This window comes from Rhizobacter sp. OV335, from assembly GCF_900142965.1.
GTDB lineage: Bacteria > Pseudomonadota > Gammaproteobacteria > Burkholderiales > Burkholderiaceae_C > Rhizobacter.
This window is the reverse complement of sequence record NZ_FRCQ01000016.1, coordinates 87,000-106,762: the sequence shown is the minus strand read 5'-3', so window position 1 is coordinate 106,762 and position 19,763 is coordinate 87,000. Positions and strand designations below refer to the sequence as shown.

Below are 19,763 nucleotides of genomic sequence, written 5' to 3'. Positions count from 1 at the left end.
CCACGGCACTTCACCTCGCTCGCCCGGGTGCTTCTATGCGCGGTCCCGTTGGCCGACGATCTGGTAGACCGTGGAGCGAGCAAGCCCGAACATCGACGCAGATTCGCAAGGCACTGGCGGCGAAGCGGGCAACGCATGACGAGAGCGGCGGCCTGTTATTCCGTAGGTCCCTGGTTCGAGCCCAGGTCGATGAGCCAGTATTGACGGGGCGCGCAGCGATGCGGGCCCTTTGTCAGTGGCGCCCGATGAGACGTGTGTGAGGCGGTGTCTCATATCCAGTAGTCCGGCCACCTCCATAGCTCGCCCCGATCAGTTCGTCGGGGCGCCGCCCCGAGTGAAGTCCAACAACCACTTCTGGGTCATCTCGACGGCCCGCAGCTGGACTGCCGCCTCCGGATTGGGCTGGAAGGCATCTCGCAGCAGCTGCAGCTCCCTGAGTGCCGCTTGTTCGAACAGCGGCTTCGGCACGGAAACCTTGACCACCGCCGCAATCAGCGCGGTCAACGCCATGATTTCGCCGTGAAGGTACTTGGCGACATCGCCTGCCTCATCGAACTGCTCCATGCTGTCGTCTCCTTGGATGCGTTGAACGCGAGCAGCCTACTCTCGAACCTCTGTCGGGCTGGCCATGACAAGCCCTCTCGTCAGCCGTCTCGTCCCGTCGTAGAGTTCGTCCGAGCCTCAAACCCCCCCGCAGTACTGGAAAGATCATGTCGACTGCCCTGAAGAAAGCCGCCTGGGTCGACCGCGTGTTTGCCGAGCTCAGCAAGCTGGATGCCAAGGCGACGATCGAGCAGCTGAAGGAGGTGGCGGAGGACTCCTTCGCTGCAACCGATTCCGGCACGCCTGAGGCCTGGGCGGAGCGCTATTTTCGATTGCAGATCAATTCGGATGCTTCCGATCGGCAGTGGCGTCTTGCCTTCTGGGAGCGTGTGTTCGAACTGGAGCCCAGGCTCAGCTTGATGGATGCTTGGGATCTGTGGGAAACCGCGGTGGCCGACCCGATCCAAAGCGAGCGCCCGGCAAGCCAAGCCGCAGACCACCTCATGGGCATGAATCTGCCACCGATGACCGAAGGGCAGAGTCCAGCACCTGTCCTGCCGCGACAGAACTGGTTGCTCAGCGTAGTCGGCGCATCACCGCAGCAGATCGAGCGCGCCCTCGCCGCCCTTCACGCGCTGTTCGCGGCGGCCGAGTTGCCACCTGCGTTCGCTGCCCGTTCGGCCCATAAGCTGAAGCGCTGGGACGCCGAGGGGTTTCCTCCAGAGAAGCTGCCGTCAAATGCGGAGTTCGATGCCGCACAGGTGTGGTTTGGAGTTGAGGAGTGTGTCCTCGACGCAGTATTCGGTTCCGACCGCCCGGCGAACGCCTCGTCTCTGGTCGAGGTCTCTCTGCTGCCTTCGGACCCCACCCTCCACTAGCCCAGCCAACAACGCCGCCCGCAGCGCTCGAAGTACCAATTGCTGGTGACAGCTCGGCCATCTGGTGGACGAGACTCCGTCACGGTCACATACTGCGCCCCTGAGCTTGCTCGCGAGGTGCATCATGACCGACACGCACACCGGCGGCGCCGAGATCGCAGCGGCGTCGGAGCTGATCCCCGTCGCACGCTACGTGCGCATGTCCACAGAGCATCAGCGCTACTCGATCACCAACCAGTCCCGCGCAATCGCCAGATACGCCCACGAGCACGGGATGAACGTCGTGTGCTCGTACGAGGACCTCGGCAAAAGTGGGCTCGATATCCGAGACCGCTCAGGTTTGCGTCAGCTGCTCCACGACGTTCAGCACCCGCCGGTCCCATACCGCGCCGTCTTGGTTCACGACATCAGCAGATGGGGGCGCTTTCAGGATCCCGATGAGGCGGCCTCCTACGAGCTGGCTTGTCGCCGCAACGGCGTGCGCGTCTTGTACTGCGCCGAGCCTTTCGCCAATGACGGTTCAATGGTTGCCAACATCCTGGTAGCAATGAAGCGCAGCATGGCCGCGGAATACAGCCGGGAGCTGTCGGAGAAAGTCTTCGCCGGGCACTGCTACTCCATCGAGCAAGGGTTTCACCAAGGCGGTCGCCCAGGGTTCGGACTCAGCAGACAGCTGGTCGACCCCTTTCGAAAGCCGAAGGCCATTCTTCAGCCAGGGCAACGCAAGTACCTGCAGGCGGATCGCGTGGTGCTGATTCCGCAATCCGAGGAACACCGTCAGTTGGTCAACCTGATGTACTCGCTCTTCATCGACGACGATCTCCCTGTCAAAGAGATTGCGAGGCGCATGAACAAGCGTGGTGTCTTCTGGAAGCAAGGACGCCCCTGGACCTGGCACACGGTGATGCAAGTCCTGACGAACGAGAAGTACATCGGAACGATCCTCTACAACCGCAGATCATCTCGCCTCCACACGCCAGCAAAACGCAATCCGCCGGAGGCGTGGATCCGACGACCGAATGCCTTCGAGCCCCTCGTCACGCCCGAACGATTCCAGCAGGCGCAAGCAGTATTCGGCCGACGGTCACAGCAGTACCACGATGAGCGAATGGTGGCAGCCCTGCGAGAGCTCTTGGCGGAGCGCTCCCGCCTGTCATCGGAGATGCTCACCGCGCGCAATGGGATCCCCTCGCGCACGACCTACGTCCAGCACTTCGGCTCGCTGAAGAATGCTTTCCGTCTTGCCGGCTTCGAGCCTGCCCGCGACATGGAGTTCGTCGACGCCAATCGACGAGCCCGCCAACTTCATTCCCTGATCGTTGGAGCCGTCATCAAGGGCATCTACACCGCAGGGGGCTTCGCGGTGATGGATCAAGTGACCTCCATGCTGGTGGTGAATGGCGAACTGCAGGTCGCCATCGTGATCCTCACTGCTGGCCAAATCGACGGACATCGTGGCTGGCGCCTGCAGAAACCGGACCCCGATGCTGCGGACATCAGCATCTACGTGCGGCTCGACGAAGCCAACGAGCGTCCCTTCGACTACTACGTCATTCCTGCCGTTGATCGTCCACCCTCCGAGCGGCCGCTGCGCGAGGCGAATAGCCGGGAGCTAGACGTCTATCGCTGCCAAGACCTCTGCCTGTTCTTCGCGCTCATGTCACGCGTTCCGGTGGACGCACGGGGGCCGTCACATCAGTCGAGCATCGAGCTCTTTGCACCATTCGCGCAGAGACCCTCCATGAACCCACCCTCCGGCAATCAGGATCCACCCGCACGGACGTCCACCTTCCGAATGGCGCCTGTCGAACTGTTCGAGCTCTACGGCCGAAAGCTCGTGGAACATCAGCGGTTTCATGCGAAGGGCGCGCTCTCTCTGGCTCGCCTTCAAGCCACCAGGTCCGAGTTGCTTGAGCTCCTGAACAATCCGGACTGCAGCGTCCTCATCGCCGGCAGTTCTTCTCCCACCGTGCCAGAGGTGCTGCGCGCTTGGGGTCATCATGCAGAGGTGAATGCATGAACCATCGCACCTTCGAGCGACAACTCAACTTCGTTAGCTTCCCTGCGCCAGTTCGACTGGAGCAGCTGCGGTTGCGCGGGCAGACAGCACCGGACGAGCGTCGAAGCGGTCGTCTTCGGCAACTTCGCCAGTCCATCAAGCGGTTCGGTCAGCTCACCGCGATAGTGGTCATACCCGTTCCTCCAGGAATGCGCGAGTCGAACGACGATCAGTTCTTCGTTGCGGACGGAGAGCTTCGAGTGTCTGCCTTGCAACTCCTGCGTTCACAGTCGGCGATCTGCCTTCAACCGGTAGCCAAGCGTCTGAGACCGGCGGAGCGCTTCAACGTACCTTCGATCGCGCGAGAACAGCAGATCCTGTCGCGGGCGGCAGAGTTCGGGATGGGCGGCCAGTACCTCGCCGAAGTCTTCGGTATCAAGGTTTCCGACATCACACTGCGGCTTGGCATGCTCGATCGGATTTGCGCTGACGCACAACAGATCATCGGCGAAACGCCTGTGTCCGAAGGGGTCTATCGCTGCCTGAGAAGGCTCGTGCCCGAGCGACAGGTCGAAGTTGCGAGGGCCATGCTCGATCTTGAAGACTTCTCCGCGCGGGTCGCGCTTGCGCTAGTTCGCTCTACGTCAAGGGAGCAGTTCGTTCGCAAGCCGCGCTTCGCATGGAATGACGCAGAGCGGGCTACAGCAAAGGCATTGCGCGGGTCGTTTGCGGCATCCGCTGCGGAGACTCGGCGACTTGCCGCTCATCATGCCAACGCGACAATGGAGTTAAGCATCCTGTCTGCCCACATCCGCAAGCTCCTTACCAGCCCGTCACTGGTTCGATGGCTAGCAATCCATCGCCCGGAGCAACTTCAGCGACTGGTAGAGTTCTCCGAACCGGCCGGTCTCAACGCATCCTCCGACGATGTAATGCTTACGAGCCCTTCGCCAACGCTGCAGCCGTAGATCAAACCGGTGCACGCGGGCGCATTGGTCCACGCACCGCGTCCCAAGATGCCGGCGAACTGCGGAGGAAGCTGGGTTGCCAGGAGATGTGCCCAAGTCGCCGCCAAGCTGTTGACGAAGCAGCCCAGATCCGCTTCGCGCTGGCGCCGAACCAAGCCCTTCGGTGGGGCAAGCATGATCACCAAGCTCAACCGAACTAGGAGACCGCTGATGGCCGTGGCTCGATCACCAACGTCATTCCGTGCGACATCAGCTTGGCGCTTGGCCCTGGTGGTCGGCGGCTGCGACCACCACGTCGCCCAAGAACCGAATTCCGTCACGCGGCAAGCAAGCGCTGCTCAGCAAGACGGTTGATCTCGTCGGCGATCGCGCGAGCCCTTCTCTCCGGCCCCAGATTGCTGCCGACAACAGCCCATGCGATGAACCCAAGAACGGCCCCGGCAATCAGTCCGCCGAATGCCAAGGACAGGCGATTCTCCAGGCTACCGCCGGTCAGCACAAATCCGAGGAGCCCCAGAACGATCGCGGTGACCGAGACCCAGAGAAGGAAGTTCGCGCCGGCGCCGACATTGAGGTGCCAGCTTCGCAGTTCTGGGCCCAGCGCAAGCACATCGCTGCGAACCTCTTCGGTCGTGTGGTTGCGACCCGCGAAATACTGCCCCTCCTCGTTTCCGGCGGTGCTGCCCCACAGCACCGTGACGGTATGTCCTGGACGCGCAGCCAAGCCGATGTCCGACATGCGGATTGGGTGCTCTCGACCATCAGCGGAGCGCAGCCACATCTCGTGCTCTGACGTCGTGGTGGTCTCGATTCGCCCTGGAATCACCATCTTGCTGCTGAGGACGGTTGGTGCTTGCTGCGACACCGTCGTGGTCGAAGTCTTGCTCTGATCCAATACTTCGCCGGTGAAGGTACAGAGCCAGAGTTCCTGGCCGTTCGAGAGTGTGTGCGTGGTTTTTTCTGCCATCGGAGTTCTTTTCTGCCCTGCGCGTAGTCCGCCTCTGCGTACACGCTTCCAACGAATACTAGTCGAATTTCGCATATTCCAGATTCGCATGCATCGTCCACGCCTCCGATCGTGTGACCTATGCCTCGAACCATCAAGATCGCGCCCGAGAACGTGTTGCTGGAGCTTCTGCGCTCTGCTCGCGAGCGCTCGGGAGTAACGCAAGTCCAGCTGGCCGAGCGAACCGGCATGCGGCAGACCGACATCAGCAAGAGCGAGCGCGGCGTTCGCCGCCTCGACGTGATCGAGCTGCATGAATGGCTTGCGGCTCTGGGTGTTTCCTTCGTTGTTTTCGCTCAGGAGCTTGATGAGCGGCTTACGACCATGGCGCTTCTCAAAGCACAGCAGTCCAGAGGCGTCCGTCGACGCACGAGGAAGCCCGACTGAGTTCATACACCGCCGGATACGCCCTTCCCTCCGACGTCGTCGACCATTCCGAGGGGCGGCAACTGCGGCGCTGGTCGAACGATGTCCCAAGTCGTGAGTTCCCACCAGCAGCTGGGCCCGACATACATGGCCGAGCCTCGTCGCCAGCCCCCCACCAAATCCACCGGCCGGTCTTCGTGCTGGCGGCCTTTGGGTTCCTGAGGAGCCGCAGTTGGCGTCTCTCGTGCAGAAGCTGCACGGCAAGCGAATCTACGTTCGTCGCCGAGGTGGTGCGGTGCCCTGTGAGATCGCAGGGGCATCCTTCCGGCGCGCGCCGCGGAACCGGCCATCAGACACCGGATGAGCCTGCAGACGTCGATCCAGTTCGACGGCGAAGGCAACGAAATCGACCTCCAGCGCGCGCAGCCAGGCGCGCAACTCGATCACGTCGATCCGGCGTTCACCGCTCTCGACCTTGCTGACCGTTGCTTGGCCACGGCCGAGCCGCTGCGCCAAGTCGGCCTGACGCAGCCTGACAGACTCGCGATTGCTTCGCAGGAGCTCCAGGAAGATTTGTTGATGACGGCTGTTTAGAGACTTGAACATGACGACCCTTCGCCAGCCACGGTAGCCGCATCCCGGGCGTATTCCGAAAGGGAATCTAACCACGGGCTGCGCAGTCGTACAAACGGCATCGCGCTCGCCAGATCGCGAAGACCTGCGGATACTTCCGCTTATAAAAGACTCAAGCCACCGGATCCAGTCCGGCGACGCCCACCAGCCGATGTTCGTCTGTCACAAATCGTTCGAATTCCCCGTTCCGCCGTTCCTTCGCTCGCCCGGGTCGGGCTACTACAGGGCAGTCGAACTCTCGCTTCAAATGCCTTGGTTCATCATCACCTTCCTGGTCCAGGAAGACGAGAGCAGCTTCGTGCGCTCCGTGTGCTGCAGCTGGGAGAATGACCTCATCGATCTGATCGACGCCCAGGCGCTGGCACATGCTGGCGAGACATCGCCACCAGCACGGCACGCGCTCGCCTCTTTGCAGCAGGTCGTGCCGCATGCTCATGGCACCGGTTGGACGGTTCGCGACATTCGAAGCGTGTGGGCTGCGAACGAGGTCCCGTCGAACGAGCCGGTCGTGATCGTGGAGGACGTGGGAGGAACCCAGTTCTACTGCACGTTTCCCAGCGACGAACCGCCGATCGTTGGCGAGCGACGTCTCGTCGCCACGATTGGGGTGTGATGCCGCATGTCGCCCGCGGCGGCTGGCCGTCAGCGATCCGGGCGCGCGGTTCTCGCCCTACACAGGGAGCGTTTTCAAGCGCTCTAGCCAACGCGATTTTTCAAGCCGCTGGGCGACATTTCGCGCCCACGCAGCAATTCCACGCCATGCCCACCGCTCTTCAGCCCATTTTGGCAGTCCAAACCAATTCGCATGCGCCCGTACCGGGACGGTTCCGACCGTTCGGGAGCGAATCATGACGTTGCGGCCCGTCTTGTTCTGCGGGGATCCGCACTCCAGGTTTCGGCAAGTTGTTGAGAGCGCGAGTCGCACTCGCGCAGCAACCGTCGTTCTTCTCGGGGACATGGAGCCTTCGCGTCCTCTGGAAGAGGAGATGACTGCGCTGCATCAGAGCGACACCGAGTGGTACTACATCGCGGGCAACCACGATGCCGACAGCCAGGCGTTGGCTCGCCGCGTCTGGAACCGAAATACAGAGCCGCACAACATCCACGGACGCGTGGTCACGTTGAAAGGAGGCCTACGCTTGACCGGCCTCGCCGGCGTGTTCAGGGGCGACGTGTGGTACCCGCAGGTCGGAGACAAGAATGGAGGCCGATCAACGCACTACTCTCGGTTAGATCTCGAGCGCGTGACCCCGCGACAGTACCGCTTCAACCCGTACGATGCTGCGGCACCCAAGGTGCACCACAAGCACTGGGCCAGCATCTTCGAAGAGGAGTACGACGCCTTGGCAGAAATGCAGGCGGACATTCTGGTGACGCACGAGGCACCTTCCTACCACTGCGACTTCAGCGGCAAGGGAACGGGCTTTCGAGCCATCGACGAGCTGGCACAGTTCCTCGGCGCGCGGTATGCAATCCACGGACATCATCACGACAACCAGGACAGCTCTGAATTCTGGGTACAGCAAAAGTTCGAAAGCCATGGAGTAGGACTGCGTGGCGTCTCGGCGCTGTGGCCCGACGGGCGGTGGGAGGTTGTCATGCCGGGCGAGATCGACGATGCACGTCGGCGACAACTGAGGGCATCAGAATGAGGCTCCTCGTGTTCGGCGAACCCCACCTCGAGTTCGTCGTGCGGGCGACCCGGCCGAGGAGCGTAGATTGCGACGCGGGAGAACGGGCCGTCGACATCCACCGTCACGGACGCAACTCGAAGCACTGGGCGAAGAAACGCAGTGCGGTCGGCGGCAAGCGGGCCATCCTCATGCTTGGTGTGCTCGACACGCCGAACGGGTCTTGGTCGGCCCTTCTGCCTGGAAAACTCGACCAAGCTCGCCCCGAGTGTGAGGGTGAACAGTGAACCCCGTCTTTGTCTTCGTTGACTTTGACGGCGTGCTGCATCGCACGCAGGGAGATATCGACCGCTACTTCGAGCACGCCGAGCTCTTGGGTGCTTGGCTCTGGTCACATCCAAACATCCAGTTGGTGGTGAGCAGCAGCTGGCGCGAGGTCTACAAGCTTGCCGAGCTGCGCGAACTTCTTTTCCATGACGTGCCGGACCTGAAGGAGCGCCTTGTTGGCGTCACTTCAAACATGGATCGGATACACGCCGAACATGAGCGATCCGCCGAGTGTCGCCTCTGGCTCCGCGACCACGGCCACAACTTCTCGGCCTGGCTCGCGATCGACGATCAATCTGAGCGGTTCTCACCAGACGCGCGTGACCATCTTCTGGTATGCGACCCGGCCGCCGGCCTGACGCAGGATGTTCTCGACCGAGCCTGGGAAAGGCTCGAAGAACTTCAGAGGGAGGAGCCCGAGCGTCACGCCAGCAACGAGATCAACGGCACACCACTGCGACCCGAACTGCGGCGGATGCTTCGACCGCTTCCTGATGAAGTTATCAAGACTCCCCCTTCAAAGTGGCCGGAGATCGATCCGCGCATCGATGCAACGCGGTCAGAGATCGGCGCGACCGGTACAGGTGAAGCTGCGGGTGGCCTTGCTCGGGTAGCGTTCGAAAGTCACTTGCTGTCGACGCCATCGAACTATGTCGACGTCCGCGCGCTTCGCGCCGACATGGCGGGCCCGGAGGAAGCGGCGGCCCTGGCCCGCATGACGACGGCGCAGTTGCGCCGCTTCGCGACGATGAGGACTCCCCGAGTCATCGCTTTGCGCCACTCGGTACTCGGTTTACGGTATCCCCGGTGGCAGTTTGAGCCTGCCGCTCGGCATGTTGTCGAGCAGTTGGCGCGAGCTCTGCAGGGAAACGGCCCAGCGATGTTGGCATGGCTGGAGACGCCACTCGGCGCACTAGAGGGACGCGCGCCGCGATCGGCGCTTGAACAGGGCGAGTCGGTGCAGAGGATCTTGGCGCTGGCGGCAAGCGAGGGACTTTGATTGGACCGAGGCGATGGATTCAGTTGCAAGCGTTGACCCATGTGTCGGACGATCCGGCCAATGGATCAGCCGCAATGCTCCATCTCAGCGACTGGTCGGGAGCACTTGGAAATACAGAACGACCCGGGCTCGGCCCGGAAGTTTTGGAGCGAGTTTGCGGTCCGCTGCGTGGCCATCCATGGCTTTGAGCGCAAAGCGGTTCAATGGGCAAGAACAAGCAGCACCTTCGGCGGCAAACTGAAAGGGAAGAAAGCGGTGGGTCGTGAGCCAATCCATGGTCAGTCACCAACTCTTGTCGGATTGTTTACGCCGCAAGCGCTACTAGGCTTTTGCCACGGCGTCGTCATCCTCAAATGCCATGCAGTGCGTGCGGTATCGCCTGATCAGCCGGGCGACTCCGACCTCGTCGATGCGCGGGCGGATACGCAGGAACAGCGCGCCATCGGCATCGTGCTGCCTGCACCACGCAGCGATGAAGCTAACCTCAGGCCTCCTGGGCCGCCAACTGAAGTCCTTGAGGTGCCGCGCCTTCACCGCCTCAACTAGATGAATTGCAAATAGCCCAAGGACCTCAAGCTCGCGCAATCGCGCAAACGCTGCAGGCGAGACCTTTGTGACGTCCTCGTTGATCCATGAGGCTAGCTTCTCCAGGGCGTCAGAAGACCGCAAAGGAATGTCCGAGTTCATGAGGTGCCCGCCCACCCTCAGAACGTGACAGGTCTTGCACAGCGCGGCGGCTATGGCCGAAGCTCGACCCTCAAGGCGCACACCGGAATCGGAATTCCCGACACGCCATCGAAGCGCGTCCGCCTCGCGCGAGAACTCCGAGCAGTCCTGAAAGAGCCTTTGCAACGCATTGAGCGCGGCACAGGTTCCTGCCTCAGTTGCCTGGTCGTCCATCTGCGACCAAGAAGGGGTGGGGCCCTCGAGCCGACGATCCTCTCGGAAATCGCCCCAAACATGCCCTCCGTGCCAGCTCGTAAAGCGGCGGGCCGCTTTGGCGGCTTCCGCGGACCTAGAAGTTGTCAGGGGTTTACGCGGACTCTTGCACTCAACAGGCTTGCTCAGCCAGAACCGCATGCTTCCCAGCCTTTGGTCCAGTGTCTTGAGCGTTCCACCGTCGCACGCTGCGGCAACAGAACTCACAAAGGACTTCCTGCATCTGGGACACGCAAACGGGTCGGCCACCGTGTTCGCAAGTGTCGGCACCACCTTATAAGCGCATGCCGCACACCCAACCTGCAGTAAGCACTTGTGCTCGGGACAACTTGACAGCCCCAGATACTGGAACAGGGTCGAGTGATAGCCCATGCGCACACACACCGGGCAGTATCGGAGTTCGTCCACTACGGGCATCTCTCGCCCATAGCCGCCGTTGAAGTCTTTCCCCAACCGATGATCGATGTCGACTTCCTGCTCCAGGAGATGGCGCACGAGGGAACTCCCCTGCCCCTTCATGCACCGTAGAGGCTCTGATTTCCTGGTCGTCAAGTCATACAAGGTGGACAGTCCACCTGATATCGCGGGGTTCAGATGGACTGCCCTGGCCACAAGGCAGTAGAGAGATGCATTGGGCCAGTCCGACGGTCGCCACTGGTGCCTGAGTGGAACTGACGGCGGAGGCGAACGTCGGTCGGACAGCATCAGAGTTCCGACATCAGTTCAGCGTAGACCACCACGACGTTGAGGAAACCGGTCTCCTTCAGGCAGTCGAGCATGGTTGCGGAACTGACATTGCGATGGTCGACCTCCCCGTGCATGATCTTCATGAGCGCGACCAGCACGGCCGAGCGCAGGTACTGCATCGGCAGACGCACCCCTTGAACCAACTGATGGCGATTGCGCAGCACATCCAGCGCCTGAGCGAGCGGTTCGGCAAGCGATTCCAGCTCGAAGCCTTCGGCGTATTGCGTGGGCATGTAGCGCCGCGGGCCCGCGCCATCGGCGTCCTCGGTGTCGAGGGCGCGCAGTACCTCTCGAAGTTCGGAGTCCTCTATGCCGGCAAACTCAACCTGGTTGCTGAAGAATCGGCCGATCACGTGCTGCGAACCGATAGAGCGGAACGCCTGCGAGACGTCCCGCAGCTCAGGTTGCCCCACCAGCAGGAAGAAGGGTCGGAGCTTGCGATGCTCGAGCTCGTTGAACAGGCTGATGAGCCACCCGTACTGCGGTTCGGTGAGCTTCTGCGCCTCATCCCAGACCAGCACGATGCGCTTGGATCCGTTGGCGATCGCGGTGTCGTACAGGTGTTCTCCAAGCCGGTCGCGAAGCACCTCGTCATCGCGCGACAAGTAGGATTTGCACTTCACGTTCGCCATCACGTGCTGCAGGAACGCGCGCTCGCTCTTGACGCCACCCCCAAGCGTCAGCAGCAATACGGTGATCGTGCTGCCGAATAAGGTGGGAAGCGCCGCCTGCAAGAACTGGCACGCGTGCGTCTTGCCGGTGCGCTGCGGGCCGTACACAGCAGCCCCAGGGCTGTCCATGCGGATCCATCGGGATACCGAAGAGATGAGCCGGTCGATGGCCGGAGTCCAGACATCGGTATCCCCGAGGATGTCGGAATCGAACACTTCCGAAACAAGTTCGGCCGCGGCTGATTGAACGTCGGGGCGCTCGGGGGTCAGGGTTTCAGACTGGTTCATGATGTTGGTTCCTTCGCGGCATCAGCGCCGCACACGTTTTTGGGCCAGCACGTAAACAGGACGTGCGGAGGTGATGGTTTGCGCCGCCGGCTGCTGCGGGGACTTCGGGGTAGGCGGCTGCGGGTTGGGCGCGGGCGCGAGCAGCTTCGGCACCGATGGCGTCCGACCCTCGGGCGGCGGGAGCAAGGCCACTTCCGAAATGTCGTTGGCCGCCTTCTCGAGGTGGACGCGTGCCCCGATGTCGCTGAGCAGGCTGGGGCTGAGCTCGCCGCTATACCCCCGCAGATAGCGCATCAGGTAGGCCAGTTGGCCGGCCTGCGTCGCATCGCGCTGCGCGCCCTTGTTCAGGTGCGCGAAGAGCGCCCTCAGGGGGTCGTCCTCCGCCTGCTTGCCCAAGCTGTTCTCGCGGCGCAGCTTAAGAAACAGCCGACGAATGCGCAGGTCGTGCGGCAAGGCGCCCCACTTCCCCTCCGCCCGCAGCACCCCGAGTTCGCAGCCCTGCTCGTCGTAGAGCACGATGGTGCGCAGGTCCATCGGGCTCGCGCGCACGACCAGCCGCTTGCCGACGTACCCGGTGAAGGGGGTCAACGCCGGGCCGCGATAGCGGAGTTTCATGAAGTTGACGAACGGGGGACGCCCCTTGCGCAAGTCCGCGCGCACCGTGACTTCGCGCCGCAAGCCGAAGACGTGGGCGTGTCGCCTGTCGGGCGGCAGCACCGCGACGCTCAGCAGGCCGCGTTCGAGGTTGTGGCGAAGCCGCTCGAGCGGCGCGACGTAGTTGGATGCCGCGTGAGGGAGTCCGTTGCGATTGGCGAAGTACACATCGAGCGTGTGCTCCAGATCCTCGACGCGGATGAGCCCCTCCAGCGGCGTAGCCGCCTTCTTGCGCCTCGGATCGGTCGGGCCGCTACCGGTCGTGCCCGGCAGTTGGTGCAGCACCTTGCGCGCCAGTGCGCTGAACTCGGACTCGATCTCCGCACGCGCGAGCGGCGTCTTCGGCTTTCCGAGGAGGACCTTGCTGCCGCCGATCTTCTCCACCGCGTTGCGCAGGTCATTGGCCAAGTGGGCGAGCGCGTTGTCGAGGGGAAGCACCCGCGGCCAGGCCCATCGGAGACCTTCGAGCACGACGGATGGGTAGCCCGCCCCGTCCTGGTAGTCACTGCCGGGGACGCTCGGCTGCACCTTGGGCGGCCCTGAGACCGCTGTCCAAAGCACTTCGAGCAGGTCGCCGACATTGACCTCGCGGCCGATCACCAGCTTCCAGGCCGGGACGGCACCGCTTCCGGTGTCCTTGAGGACCACGGCCACGATGCGCGGGAGCTCCAGGCTGATCGGCACAAGGTCCGGGCTGAGGAATTCATACCTCGCGTACACGTCGATCTTGACCTCGTCGAGCTGCCACTCGTCCCACGCCTTTGCGGGAGCCCGCCGCGCGTCACCCTCTTTCTGGAAGTCGAAACCCGTGGCCGCGTCCTGCCCATGCTCACCTTTCACGTAGGCGAAGGCGTATTGTGGGAGGTAGACACGCTTGACCCACTCCGGCAGCGAGCGGCGGCACCGCTCCCGCGTGTTGAACGGGTAGTCGTCCTGGGTCAGCCCCGCCTCGAAGCACAGCCGCTCGAACTGCAGCTGGAGTTGCCGGCCCTTCATCGTGACGGGCCGGTGGGCCTCGGGACCGAGGCGGCCCAGCGCCGCGACGAGCTCCGTGCGGATGGACGGGAAGTCGATCAGCAGCTTCTCGAACGATCCGGGGAAGCCCTTGGTCGCGACGCCCTTCAGGGATCGCAACAGCTCCTTGCGGCTGACCTTTCTAGTGACCTTGTTGGGGACCAACGCTCGGAAGCCCCACGGCCGACCGTCAGGTGCCAGCGCGCAGCAACGGCCCCAGAGTCGTCGGAAGTTGCGCTCGCTGGTCCCGACGATGCGCGCGGCCTCCTTCAAGCTTTGGGTGTTGCCGTAGACGCTCACCGCGTCTCGACGCCGCTTGTACTTCGCCCGGTCCTTCGCGGCCTTGATGTCGCTCTCTTCAACCGTGGCCCAGGTGGTGATATCCACCGGCAGGCGCAGACCGAGTGCCCGACTAGAGGCGATGGATGACGCAGTCATCGTCGTACCTCCCGTCAAGATCAACGCGGACCTGCCGCGAGAAATGGAGCCGGAAGATCGCGGCATCCAGCCCCTGGACCGCGGCCTCGCCCGCCTGTTCGGACAGCTCGGCGCGCAGAGCGACCCGCGTGAGCGCGCCGCCCTTCAACGCATCAAGCACGCCGTGCTGGACCGCGCTGAGGTCGCGGTCGTGCCACATCACGAGGACCTGGCGCACATGCTCCATGTTCTGGATCAGGTTCGAGCGGCCCCGAAGCTCCGCGAGTGGCACAACGCTGCTGCGCACGCCATGAAGTTCCGCAGCGCGGTGGAGTTCGGCGTGGCACTCGGCGTCGGACGCGTCAGGCCCACGGCCGAGGGCCTCGTAGACCGTCCCGCGGGGCACTTCGATGGCCAGGTCGGCCACGCCGCGGCGACGGATGCCGAGGCTCAGGTACTCCAGCGGCTTCGGGTCGACCACGATGCTCTTGACGGTGAGATCGGAGCGCCGCAGCAGCCAGAGGTCTTGCGACCATTCATCGCGGAACTGCAGCGTCCTGTGCTCCCAGGGATCGAAGAGCTCCAGGATGCGCTTGAAGCCCAGCTTGTAGCGGCCCTTGCGGCCCCCGTAGCGGTCGTAATGGCGGAGTGTCATGACGAGGGTCCCTCCTGCGCCATGTGCTGGCCGGTCTGGTGCGACCGGGCGCGTGAAAACTCTGCCCGAGCCGGGCAGACGGGTTTTCGGTTCATGTTTGTCCTTAAGCGTCAAACTGGGCCTGGCTCAGCCAGTCCCAAATGAAAGGGACGGCCCAGTCCAGCACCAACCCCCTTGACAAAAGGAGTTATTGCCGTCGACACTTAAAGCTCAGGTTCCTAATCTGAAGCTCTGTGCCTAAGAGGGAGTGTCGTATTGGCGTACGACCCCCTCCTCTGGGCCGCTATGAGGCGGAAATGCAGCTGCTTGGTCAGACCATAGGTACCTTTCTGCGCCGCGTGGCGCTGCTTCGTTGAACTGGCGGTTGTCCCGCTCCCCTACTAGCTGTCCAGATCCGGATCCGGCTTGGAAGCCGGGGTCGTGGGATCTGGCGTGCCCGCGCCGGGCTTGAGGCCTAGCGCCACGGCGATGTGGTGAGCCATGCCCCGGCGACCCGCGGCGCGGCCATTGAGGACGTCGTACACCTGGTTTCGCTTGAAGCCGCGCTCGGCGGCCCAATCCGTCAAGGACACCCCGTTGTCCTCGAACCACCGCTTGATCTCTTCTCGCTTTTCAGCGGACGTCGCCATCAACTTCCCAATACGTGCGGAAGGAGCGAGAAACCATCCAAACCAGTTAAATCCGCACGAGTCGCCGAGTTTCAGGCAATCCGAAGCAGTTTTCCATTGGTATTTGCCGGACTGCAAGTCGGTCGGCTAATATGAGCGTCGTAGAAATACACGGAACTGGTGAGCCGTGTATAAGATATTCAATATGCTGTAGCCTGCCGGAACAGTATCTGGCGGGTGATTGGCCAGCGTTGGGCGAGCGGTGGCTCGATCCGACCGCCATGGGTCGCTGTCTGCGGCCGAGAGATCGACCGGTCGCAGGTGGCGCGAACACGGGCGCACCTTCAATGCAGTGCAGCCGGAGGAACGGCATCCAGACGCTGGCTGCGTATGGAACAAGTCTTCTACGCGCTGGCTGCCGAAGGAGCATTCCTTCTGCCGTATGGCGGCCTGTTGATCACAGCGTCTGCAACACGCTCCCCACGGATCAGAGCGTCTGCGAGGCACTGGCAGTTGGACGATGTCTTTCGCGAGTCTGGGCCCGCATGAATCAACGACTTAGCGATGCGCCGGCTGGATCATTCCAACTTCCGGCATCCATCACCCGCGCGGCAGCTGGCTGACCAGGACGCCAGCTCGCTCCGGAGGCATCCCGGCCGGAGGAAATGCAGTCCTCCCTGGATGGGCGGCCTTGCCTTCAAGTGAAGTTGGACTGCTGGCGCTTCGAGCGAGTCAGCTTAATCATGCATGCAGTCTCGGGCTGCGACTGAAGCAGTCAGCACGTCGGTCACCGAATCGGCCAGGTCATGAAGAATTTGGCGGGTGTTGAGCATCTGGCGGGCTCGGCGCGCCTTGTCCGTGAGCAGGTAGACCGAGGTCGTGCTGATCATCGGCTTAGAGATCCGTGTGAGCCGACTCAAGGCGTCACTCGGATGGTCTTCTGAAGGATGGGCCGTCGATGTGATTCCCATGGGCTTCTTCCGGGGCTGATGTTGACCAGCGCCAGAGGTAAACCTTGAATCAACGACTTGGTTGCGATCGATCTCGAAGACCGCTGTATCCGGCAGACACCTCGGCCGCGTTCAGCCCAAGCGCGCCTGCCAACTGCACCGCCGCTTCCTCCCGCATCGCGCGCGCCTGATTGCCCTGCCCTTGTGCCAGCCGCACCTGGGCCAGTGCACCGAGTGCGATGCCCAGCCACTGCGTGCTGGCGAAACCCTTCGCGGCCTCGCGCGCCTGGGCGACAGCCTGCTCGGCATGGCGCGACGCCTGGGGCAAGTCCCCGTCATGGCGCTCCACGTCGGCCAGCCGGGCCAGCGCACGGATGCGCAGCGGGTTGCCGTCGGCCGCAGCATCGAACACCGCCACGGCGTGCCGCAGCTGCGCGCCTGCCAGCGCCCATTGCCCGGAGGCCTGCGACAACTGCGCCGCCACGCAGTCGACCACACCCCAGGTGGCATGCGCCGGCTTGAGCACCGAGCCGAGCCGGTCGCGGGCCCGCGCCAGCATCGCTGCACAGCGCGTGAGCTCCCCCCTCTCGCACCAGGCGGGCGCACCGTACAGCGCCAGCGTGCCCTCTCGCAGCACGTCCTGGCGCTGGACCGCGGCGGCAAGCGCCTGCTCGGTGACGGCCTGCGCCTCGTCGTGGCGGCCCAATTCGATCAGCGAGCGCACCCGGTGCCCTTCGAGGATGCTCAACAGCTCGCTCTGCGGCGACACCCCGCGCGCGATGAGCAACCCCTGTTCCAGCGCGGCCAGCGCCGGCCGCGGTCGGCCGGCAAGGTTCAGCATGCGGCCCAGGTTGTTGTAGCGCACGGCGGTGCGGGGCGTCTGCTGTAGACCCAGCGCAGCCATGTCGGCCAGCGCGTTTTCGTAGGCGGCGACGGCGTCGGCCATCTGCCCGAGCCTGCCGTAAGCCTCGCCGATCGAGATGCGCAGCGTGTTGAGGACGGCCCGCTGGTCGGGCCGCGGCGCCGGCAGCAAGGCCAGCGCGGCTTGCGCATCCGCCAGCGCGGCTTGCGGCCGGTCCAGCACCAGCTCGAGGTCGGCCCGCGCGTGCAGGCAGTCGATCACCGCGCCAGTGTCGGGAGTTGGCATCGCCCGTATGCGCCGTAGGGCCTCGCCGAGCAGGCCCATCGCACGCTCGGGCTCGCCTTGCTCGCCGACCACGCGGCCCAGCAGGCAGTCGGCATTCGCCAGCAGCGGCACGTTGCCGGCAATGCGGGCGGACGCCTGGGCCTTCAGCAGCAATGCCTTGTAGCGCGCCATGTCGCGCACGTTGGCGTACTCCACGCCGAGCGCGAGCTGCAGCCGCCCGCGCGTCAACGCATCGCCGGCGAACTGCCGGTCGGCCATGGCCTCGGCGCGTTCGAGCAGTTGGGCGGCCGTCAAGGCCTGCTCGCTGCTCTGGCTGACGACGAAGGTCAGCAGTTCCTGCGCCGCCGACGCGAAGGCAAGGTCCTGCAGCGCATGGTCGCGCTCGATGCGAGCCTGCCGTGCCTGCTCGTGGACGCGCCAGGCCTGCGTGACCGTGCCCGCGAGGCCCGCAACCAGGCTCAGCACCAGGGCCGCGGACAAGGCCACGTAGCGCTGGTGGCGCCGCACGAATTTGCCGCAGCGGTAGGCGAACGAGTCCGGCCGGGCACTGACCGGTTGGTGCGCCAGGAAGCGCTGCAGGTCCTGGTGCAGTGCTTCTGGCGTGGCGTAGCGGCGCGCTGGATCCTTCTGCAGCGCCCGTGCGACGATGTTCTGCAAGTCGCCCGACAGCTGGCGTTTCAGGCCGGCTGGCGTCGTGCCGCGCTGCAGGGCAGCGGCCAGGGCCGCGTCGCCGCCGCCGTGGTATTCGGTGGCGGTCAGCGGCGCCGGTTCGTCATGTAGCACCGCCTGCAGCACCTGCTGTGCCGTGGCGTGCCCGGTGACCATGGGATGCCGGCCGGTCAGCAACCAGTACAGCAGCACGCCCAGCGCGTAGACGTCGGTCGCTGTGGTCACCGCGTCGCCGCGCATCTGCTCGGGCGCAGCGAACTCGGGGGTCATCGGATGGGCGCCCTCGTGCGTGAGCGGCGTGGCCGTCGACGCGCTGGCATCGGCTTCGTCGATCAGTTTGGCGATGCCGAAATCGAGCAGCCTCACCTCGCCTTCGCGGGTGACCAGCACGTTGGTGGGTTTGATGTCGCGGTGGATCACCAGGTGGCTGTGCGCGTAGGCGACGGCCGACAGGACCTGACCGAACAAGGCCAGGCGTTGCTCGACGTCCAGCCGCAGCCGGTCGCAATAGGTGTCGATGCGCTCGCCCTCGACCAAGCCCAGCACCAGGTAGGGCTGGCCCAACTCGGTTACCCCCGTGGCTGACAGCTGCGTGATGCAAGGGTGCGACAGGCGCCGCAGGATCTCGCCTTCGCGCTGGAAGCGCTGCGCACCGCTGCGTCCGAGCAGCGACAGGTGCAGCAGCTTGACCGCCACCTCGCCCTGGCCTCCATGCAGGCTGCGTGCCCGCCACACGCTGCCAGAGCCGCCCTGGCCGAGCGGCTCGAGCAGCGCATAGCCACCGATGCGCTGGCCCTTCAGCGGCGGCGGCACGTCACGGGCAGGGCCGCTAGCCGTGCCCGTCAGAAAGCGCAGGGCGCCTGAGCGGTCGCTGGCGGCCAGCAGCGTTTCGAGCTCGGTCGCGAACAGCGCGTCCTCGCGGCGCATCGCGCGCAGGCGCTCGGCCCGCGGACCGTCCTGCAGGTCCATCAGTTCGTCGAGGCAGGCGCTCAGGCGCTGCCAGCGCGCCTGGTCGGGCAATTCCACCTAATCTTCCTTCAGGCGCAGGTACAGCAGCCCGCGCGCCTTTTCCCATTGGCGGTGCACGGTGCGTTCGGACAGGCCCAGCTGCCCGGCGATCTCGGCCATCGTGAAGCCGCAGAAGAACTTCAGGTCCACCACCTGGGCCAGTTCGGGCTCGAGCTGCGCCAGCTCGTCGAGCACGCGGCTGATGTTGTCGAGCGTGTCGGGATCCTGCACCGCCTCGGCGGTCTGGGTGTCCAGCGAGGTGATGCTGAAGGCACCGCCCCGCCGCTGCGCCTGGCCGGCCCGCAGGCGGTCGATGACCAGGCCGCGCATGGTCCGCGACGCGTAGGCCATGAAGTGCTGCGGATCGGGAAACACCAGCGACCGGCGCTGCGACATCTGCAGGTAGGTCTCGTGCAGCAGCGTGGTCGGGCCCATGCCCTGCGCATCGCCGTAGCGGCGCGACTCGCGGCGCGCCAGCCGGTGCAACTCGGCGTACAGCGCATGGAACTGCTGGTCCTGCGCGGGCGCGGAAAGGATGTTCGTGGCGTCGCTCATGCACCGATTGTGCTGAGTCAGCGCGGCGGGCTCATCCTAAAACTAGGGGATCGTGGCAGTAAATGTCCGTGCTTTCCGATTTCACCCAGG

Annotated in this window: 19 protein-coding genes; 8 read left to right on the top strand and 11 right to left on the bottom strand. The window is 64.1% G+C overall.

All coding sequences use genetic code 11. The features are described 5' to 3' along the window. Positions 1 to 309: 309 nt before the first annotated feature. Positions 310 to 564, bottom strand: a complete 255-nt coding sequence (locus BUE42_RS17695; RefSeq protein WP_073466581.1) for a hypothetical protein — start codon at positions 562 to 564, stop codon at positions 310 to 312. Between the two features lie 146 nt (positions 565 to 710). On the opposite strand from BUE42_RS17695, the gene BUE42_RS17690 reads away from it, so the two are divergent. The 3 genes from BUE42_RS17690 (at position 711) to BUE42_RS17680 (ending at position 4,388) form a co-directional block, all read left to right on the top strand. Further along, entirely contained in the window at positions 711 to 1,421 is a 711-nt protein-coding gene (locus BUE42_RS17690; protein WP_073466579.1) for a hypothetical protein, read from the top strand. A gap of 124 nt (positions 1,422 to 1,545) precedes the next feature. Then, positions 1,546 to 3,441, top strand: coding sequence for a recombinase family protein (locus BUE42_RS17685; protein WP_073466576.1), 1,896 nt, complete (start codon positions 1,546 to 1,548; stop codon positions 3,439 to 3,441). Continuing rightward, a complete protein-coding gene (locus BUE42_RS17680) occupies positions 3,438 to 4,388 on the top strand; it encodes a ParB/RepB/Spo0J family partition protein (protein WP_073466574.1) in 951 nt (316 codons plus the stop codon). Before BUE42_RS17685 ends, BUE42_RS17680 begins: the two co-directional genes overlap by 4 nt. Positions 4,389 to 4,704: 316 nt before the next feature. Here the strand turns inward: BUE42_RS17680 and BUE42_RS17675 are convergent, their stop codons facing one another. Then, positions 4,705 to 5,355: a hypothetical protein gene (locus BUE42_RS17675; RefSeq protein ID WP_143171572.1), complete on the bottom strand. Its 651-nt coding sequence runs from the start codon at positions 5,353 to 5,355 to the stop codon at positions 4,705 to 4,707. 120 nt (positions 5,356 to 5,475) lie between these two features. On the opposite strand from BUE42_RS17675, the gene BUE42_RS17670 reads away from it, so the two are divergent. Next, entirely contained in the window at positions 5,476 to 5,781 is a 306-nt protein-coding gene (locus BUE42_RS17670) for a helix-turn-helix domain-containing protein (protein ID WP_073466570.1), read from the top strand. A 249-nt stretch (positions 5,782 to 6,030) separates the two neighbouring features. On the opposite strand, the gene BUE42_RS17665 is transcribed toward BUE42_RS17670, so the two are convergent. Beyond that, complete coding sequence (locus BUE42_RS17665) at positions 6,031 to 6,366, bottom strand: helix-turn-helix domain-containing protein (RefSeq protein ID WP_073466568.1); 336 nt, start codon at positions 6,364 to 6,366, stop codon at positions 6,031 to 6,033. Positions 6,367 to 6,640: 274 nt separating this feature from the next. Here BUE42_RS17665 and BUE42_RS17660 point away from each other — a divergent pair, with 274 nt between their 5' ends. The 4 genes from BUE42_RS17660 to BUE42_RS17645 all read left to right on the top strand — a co-directional run bounded on the left by BUE42_RS17660 (position 6,641) and on the right by BUE42_RS17645 (position 9,351). Further along, positions 6,641 to 7,006 (top strand): hypothetical protein, encoded by a 366-nt coding sequence (locus BUE42_RS17660; protein WP_143171571.1) that lies wholly within the window; start codon positions 6,641 to 6,643, stop codon positions 7,004 to 7,006. Between the two features lie 235 nt (positions 7,007 to 7,241). Continuing rightward, positions 7,242 to 8,045, top strand: a complete 804-nt coding sequence (locus tag BUE42_RS17655; RefSeq protein ID WP_073466565.1) for a metallophosphoesterase family protein — start codon at positions 7,242 to 7,244, stop codon at positions 8,043 to 8,045. Next, complete coding sequence (locus tag BUE42_RS17650) at positions 8,042 to 8,311, top strand: hypothetical protein (RefSeq protein ID WP_073466563.1); 270 nt, start codon at positions 8,042 to 8,044, stop codon at positions 8,309 to 8,311. The genes BUE42_RS17655 and BUE42_RS17650 overlap by 4 nt, the downstream gene beginning before the upstream one ends. Next, the gene (locus tag BUE42_RS17645) at positions 8,308 to 9,351 is read left to right on the top strand and encodes an HAD domain-containing protein (RefSeq protein ID WP_073466562.1); all 1,044 of its coding nucleotides are present in this window, start codon (positions 8,308 to 8,310) and stop codon (positions 9,349 to 9,351) included. The genes BUE42_RS17650 and BUE42_RS17645 overlap by 4 nt, the downstream gene beginning before the upstream one ends. Positions 9,352 to 9,672: 321 nt before the next feature. Here BUE42_RS17645 and BUE42_RS17640 read toward each other — a convergent pair whose 3' ends face one another. The 8 genes from BUE42_RS17640 to BUE42_RS17610 form a co-directional block, all read right to left on the bottom strand. Next, complete coding sequence (locus BUE42_RS17640; protein WP_073466560.1) at positions 9,673 to 10,251, bottom strand: hypothetical protein; 579 nt, start codon at positions 10,249 to 10,251, stop codon at positions 9,673 to 9,675. 743 nt (positions 10,252 to 10,994) lie between these two features. Continuing rightward, positions 10,995 to 11,996: an ATP-binding protein gene (locus BUE42_RS17635; RefSeq protein WP_083614229.1), complete on the bottom strand. Its 1,002-nt coding sequence runs from the start codon at positions 11,994 to 11,996 to the stop codon at positions 10,995 to 10,997. A 21-nt stretch (positions 11,997 to 12,017) separates the two neighbouring features. After that, entirely contained in the window at positions 12,018 to 14,102 is a 2,085-nt protein-coding gene (locus BUE42_RS17630) for a Mu transposase C-terminal domain-containing protein (protein ID WP_159445445.1), read from the bottom strand. Continuing rightward, positions 14,077 to 14,736, bottom strand: a complete 660-nt coding sequence (locus BUE42_RS17625) for a hypothetical protein (protein ID WP_073466555.1) — start codon at positions 14,734 to 14,736, stop codon at positions 14,077 to 14,079. The genes BUE42_RS17630 and BUE42_RS17625 overlap by 26 nt, the downstream gene beginning before the upstream one ends. 380 nt (positions 14,737 to 15,116) lie before the next feature. Next, positions 15,117 to 15,482, bottom strand: coding sequence for a DNA-binding protein (locus tag BUE42_RS17620; protein ID WP_235002417.1), 366 nt, complete (start codon positions 15,480 to 15,482; stop codon positions 15,117 to 15,119). 599 nt (positions 15,483 to 16,081) lie between these two features. Next, the gene (locus tag BUE42_RS33050) at positions 16,082 to 16,234 is read right to left on the bottom strand and encodes a hypothetical protein (protein WP_159445444.1); all 153 of its coding nucleotides are present in this window, start codon (positions 16,232 to 16,234) and stop codon (positions 16,082 to 16,084) included. Positions 16,235 to 16,364: 130 nt separating this feature from the next. Next, positions 16,365 to 19,136 (bottom strand): serine/threonine-protein kinase, encoded by a 2,772-nt coding sequence (locus tag BUE42_RS17615; RefSeq protein ID WP_073466551.1) that lies wholly within the window; start codon positions 19,134 to 19,136, stop codon positions 16,365 to 16,367. Then, a complete protein-coding gene (locus tag BUE42_RS17610) occupies positions 19,137 to 19,673 on the bottom strand; it encodes an ECF-type sigma factor (RefSeq protein ID WP_073466550.1) in 537 nt (178 codons plus the stop codon). It abuts the gene before it with no gap. Positions 19,674 to 19,763: the final 90 nt, after the last annotated feature.

What these genes read in the sequence shown, in the direction of transcription:
- BUE42_RS17695 (WP_073466581.1), bottom strand. Translation starts at nt 564, where the DNA reads ATGGAGCAGTTCGATGAGGCAGGCGATGTCGCCAAGTACCTTCACGGC.
- BUE42_RS17690 (WP_073466579.1), top strand. Translation starts at nt 711, where the DNA reads ATGTCGACTGCCCTGAAGAAAGCCGCCTGGGTCGACCGCGTGTTTGCC.
- BUE42_RS17685 (WP_073466576.1), top strand. Translation starts at nt 1,546, where the DNA reads ATGACCGACACGCACACCGGCGGCGCCGAGATCGCAGCGGCGTCGGAG.
- BUE42_RS17680 (WP_073466574.1), top strand. Translation starts at nt 3,438, where the DNA reads ATGAACCATCGCACCTTCGAGCGACAACTCAACTTCGTTAGCTTCCCT.
- BUE42_RS17675 (WP_143171572.1), bottom strand. Translation starts at nt 5,355, where the DNA reads ATGGCAGAAAAAACCACGCACACACTCTCGAACGGCCAGGAACTCTGG.
- BUE42_RS17670 (WP_073466570.1), top strand. Translation starts at nt 5,476, where the DNA reads ATGCCTCGAACCATCAAGATCGCGCCCGAGAACGTGTTGCTGGAGCTT.
- BUE42_RS17665 (WP_073466568.1), bottom strand. Translation starts at nt 6,366, where the DNA reads ATGTTCAAGTCTCTAAACAGCCGTCATCAACAAATCTTCCTGGAGCTC.
- BUE42_RS17660 (WP_143171571.1), top strand. Translation starts at nt 6,641, where the DNA reads ATGCCTTGGTTCATCATCACCTTCCTGGTCCAGGAAGACGAGAGCAGC.
- BUE42_RS17655 (WP_073466565.1), top strand. Translation starts at nt 7,242, where the DNA reads ATGACGTTGCGGCCCGTCTTGTTCTGCGGGGATCCGCACTCCAGGTTT.
- BUE42_RS17650 (WP_073466563.1), top strand. Translation starts at nt 8,042, where the DNA reads ATGAGGCTCCTCGTGTTCGGCGAACCCCACCTCGAGTTCGTCGTGCGG.
- BUE42_RS17640 (WP_073466560.1), bottom strand. Translation starts at nt 10,251, where the DNA reads ATGGACGACCAGGCAACTGAGGCAGGAACCTGTGCCGCGCTCAATGCG.
- BUE42_RS17635 (WP_083614229.1), bottom strand. Translation starts at nt 11,996, where the DNA reads ATGAACCAGTCTGAAACCCTGACCCCCGAGCGCCCCGACGTTCAATCA.
- BUE42_RS17630 (WP_159445445.1), bottom strand. Translation starts at nt 14,102, where the DNA reads ATGACTGCGTCATCCATCGCCTCTAGTCGGGCACTCGGTCTGCGCCTG.
- BUE42_RS17625 (WP_073466555.1), bottom strand. Translation starts at nt 14,736, where the DNA reads ATGACACTCCGCCATTACGACCGCTACGGGGGCCGCAAGGGCCGCTAC.
- BUE42_RS33050 (WP_159445444.1), bottom strand. Translation starts at nt 16,234, where the DNA reads ATGATCAGCACGACCTCGGTCTACCTGCTCACGGACAAGGCGCGCCGA.
- BUE42_RS17610 (WP_073466550.1), bottom strand. Translation starts at nt 19,673, where the DNA reads ATGAGCGACGCCACGAACATCCTTTCCGCGCCCGCGCAGGACCAGCAG.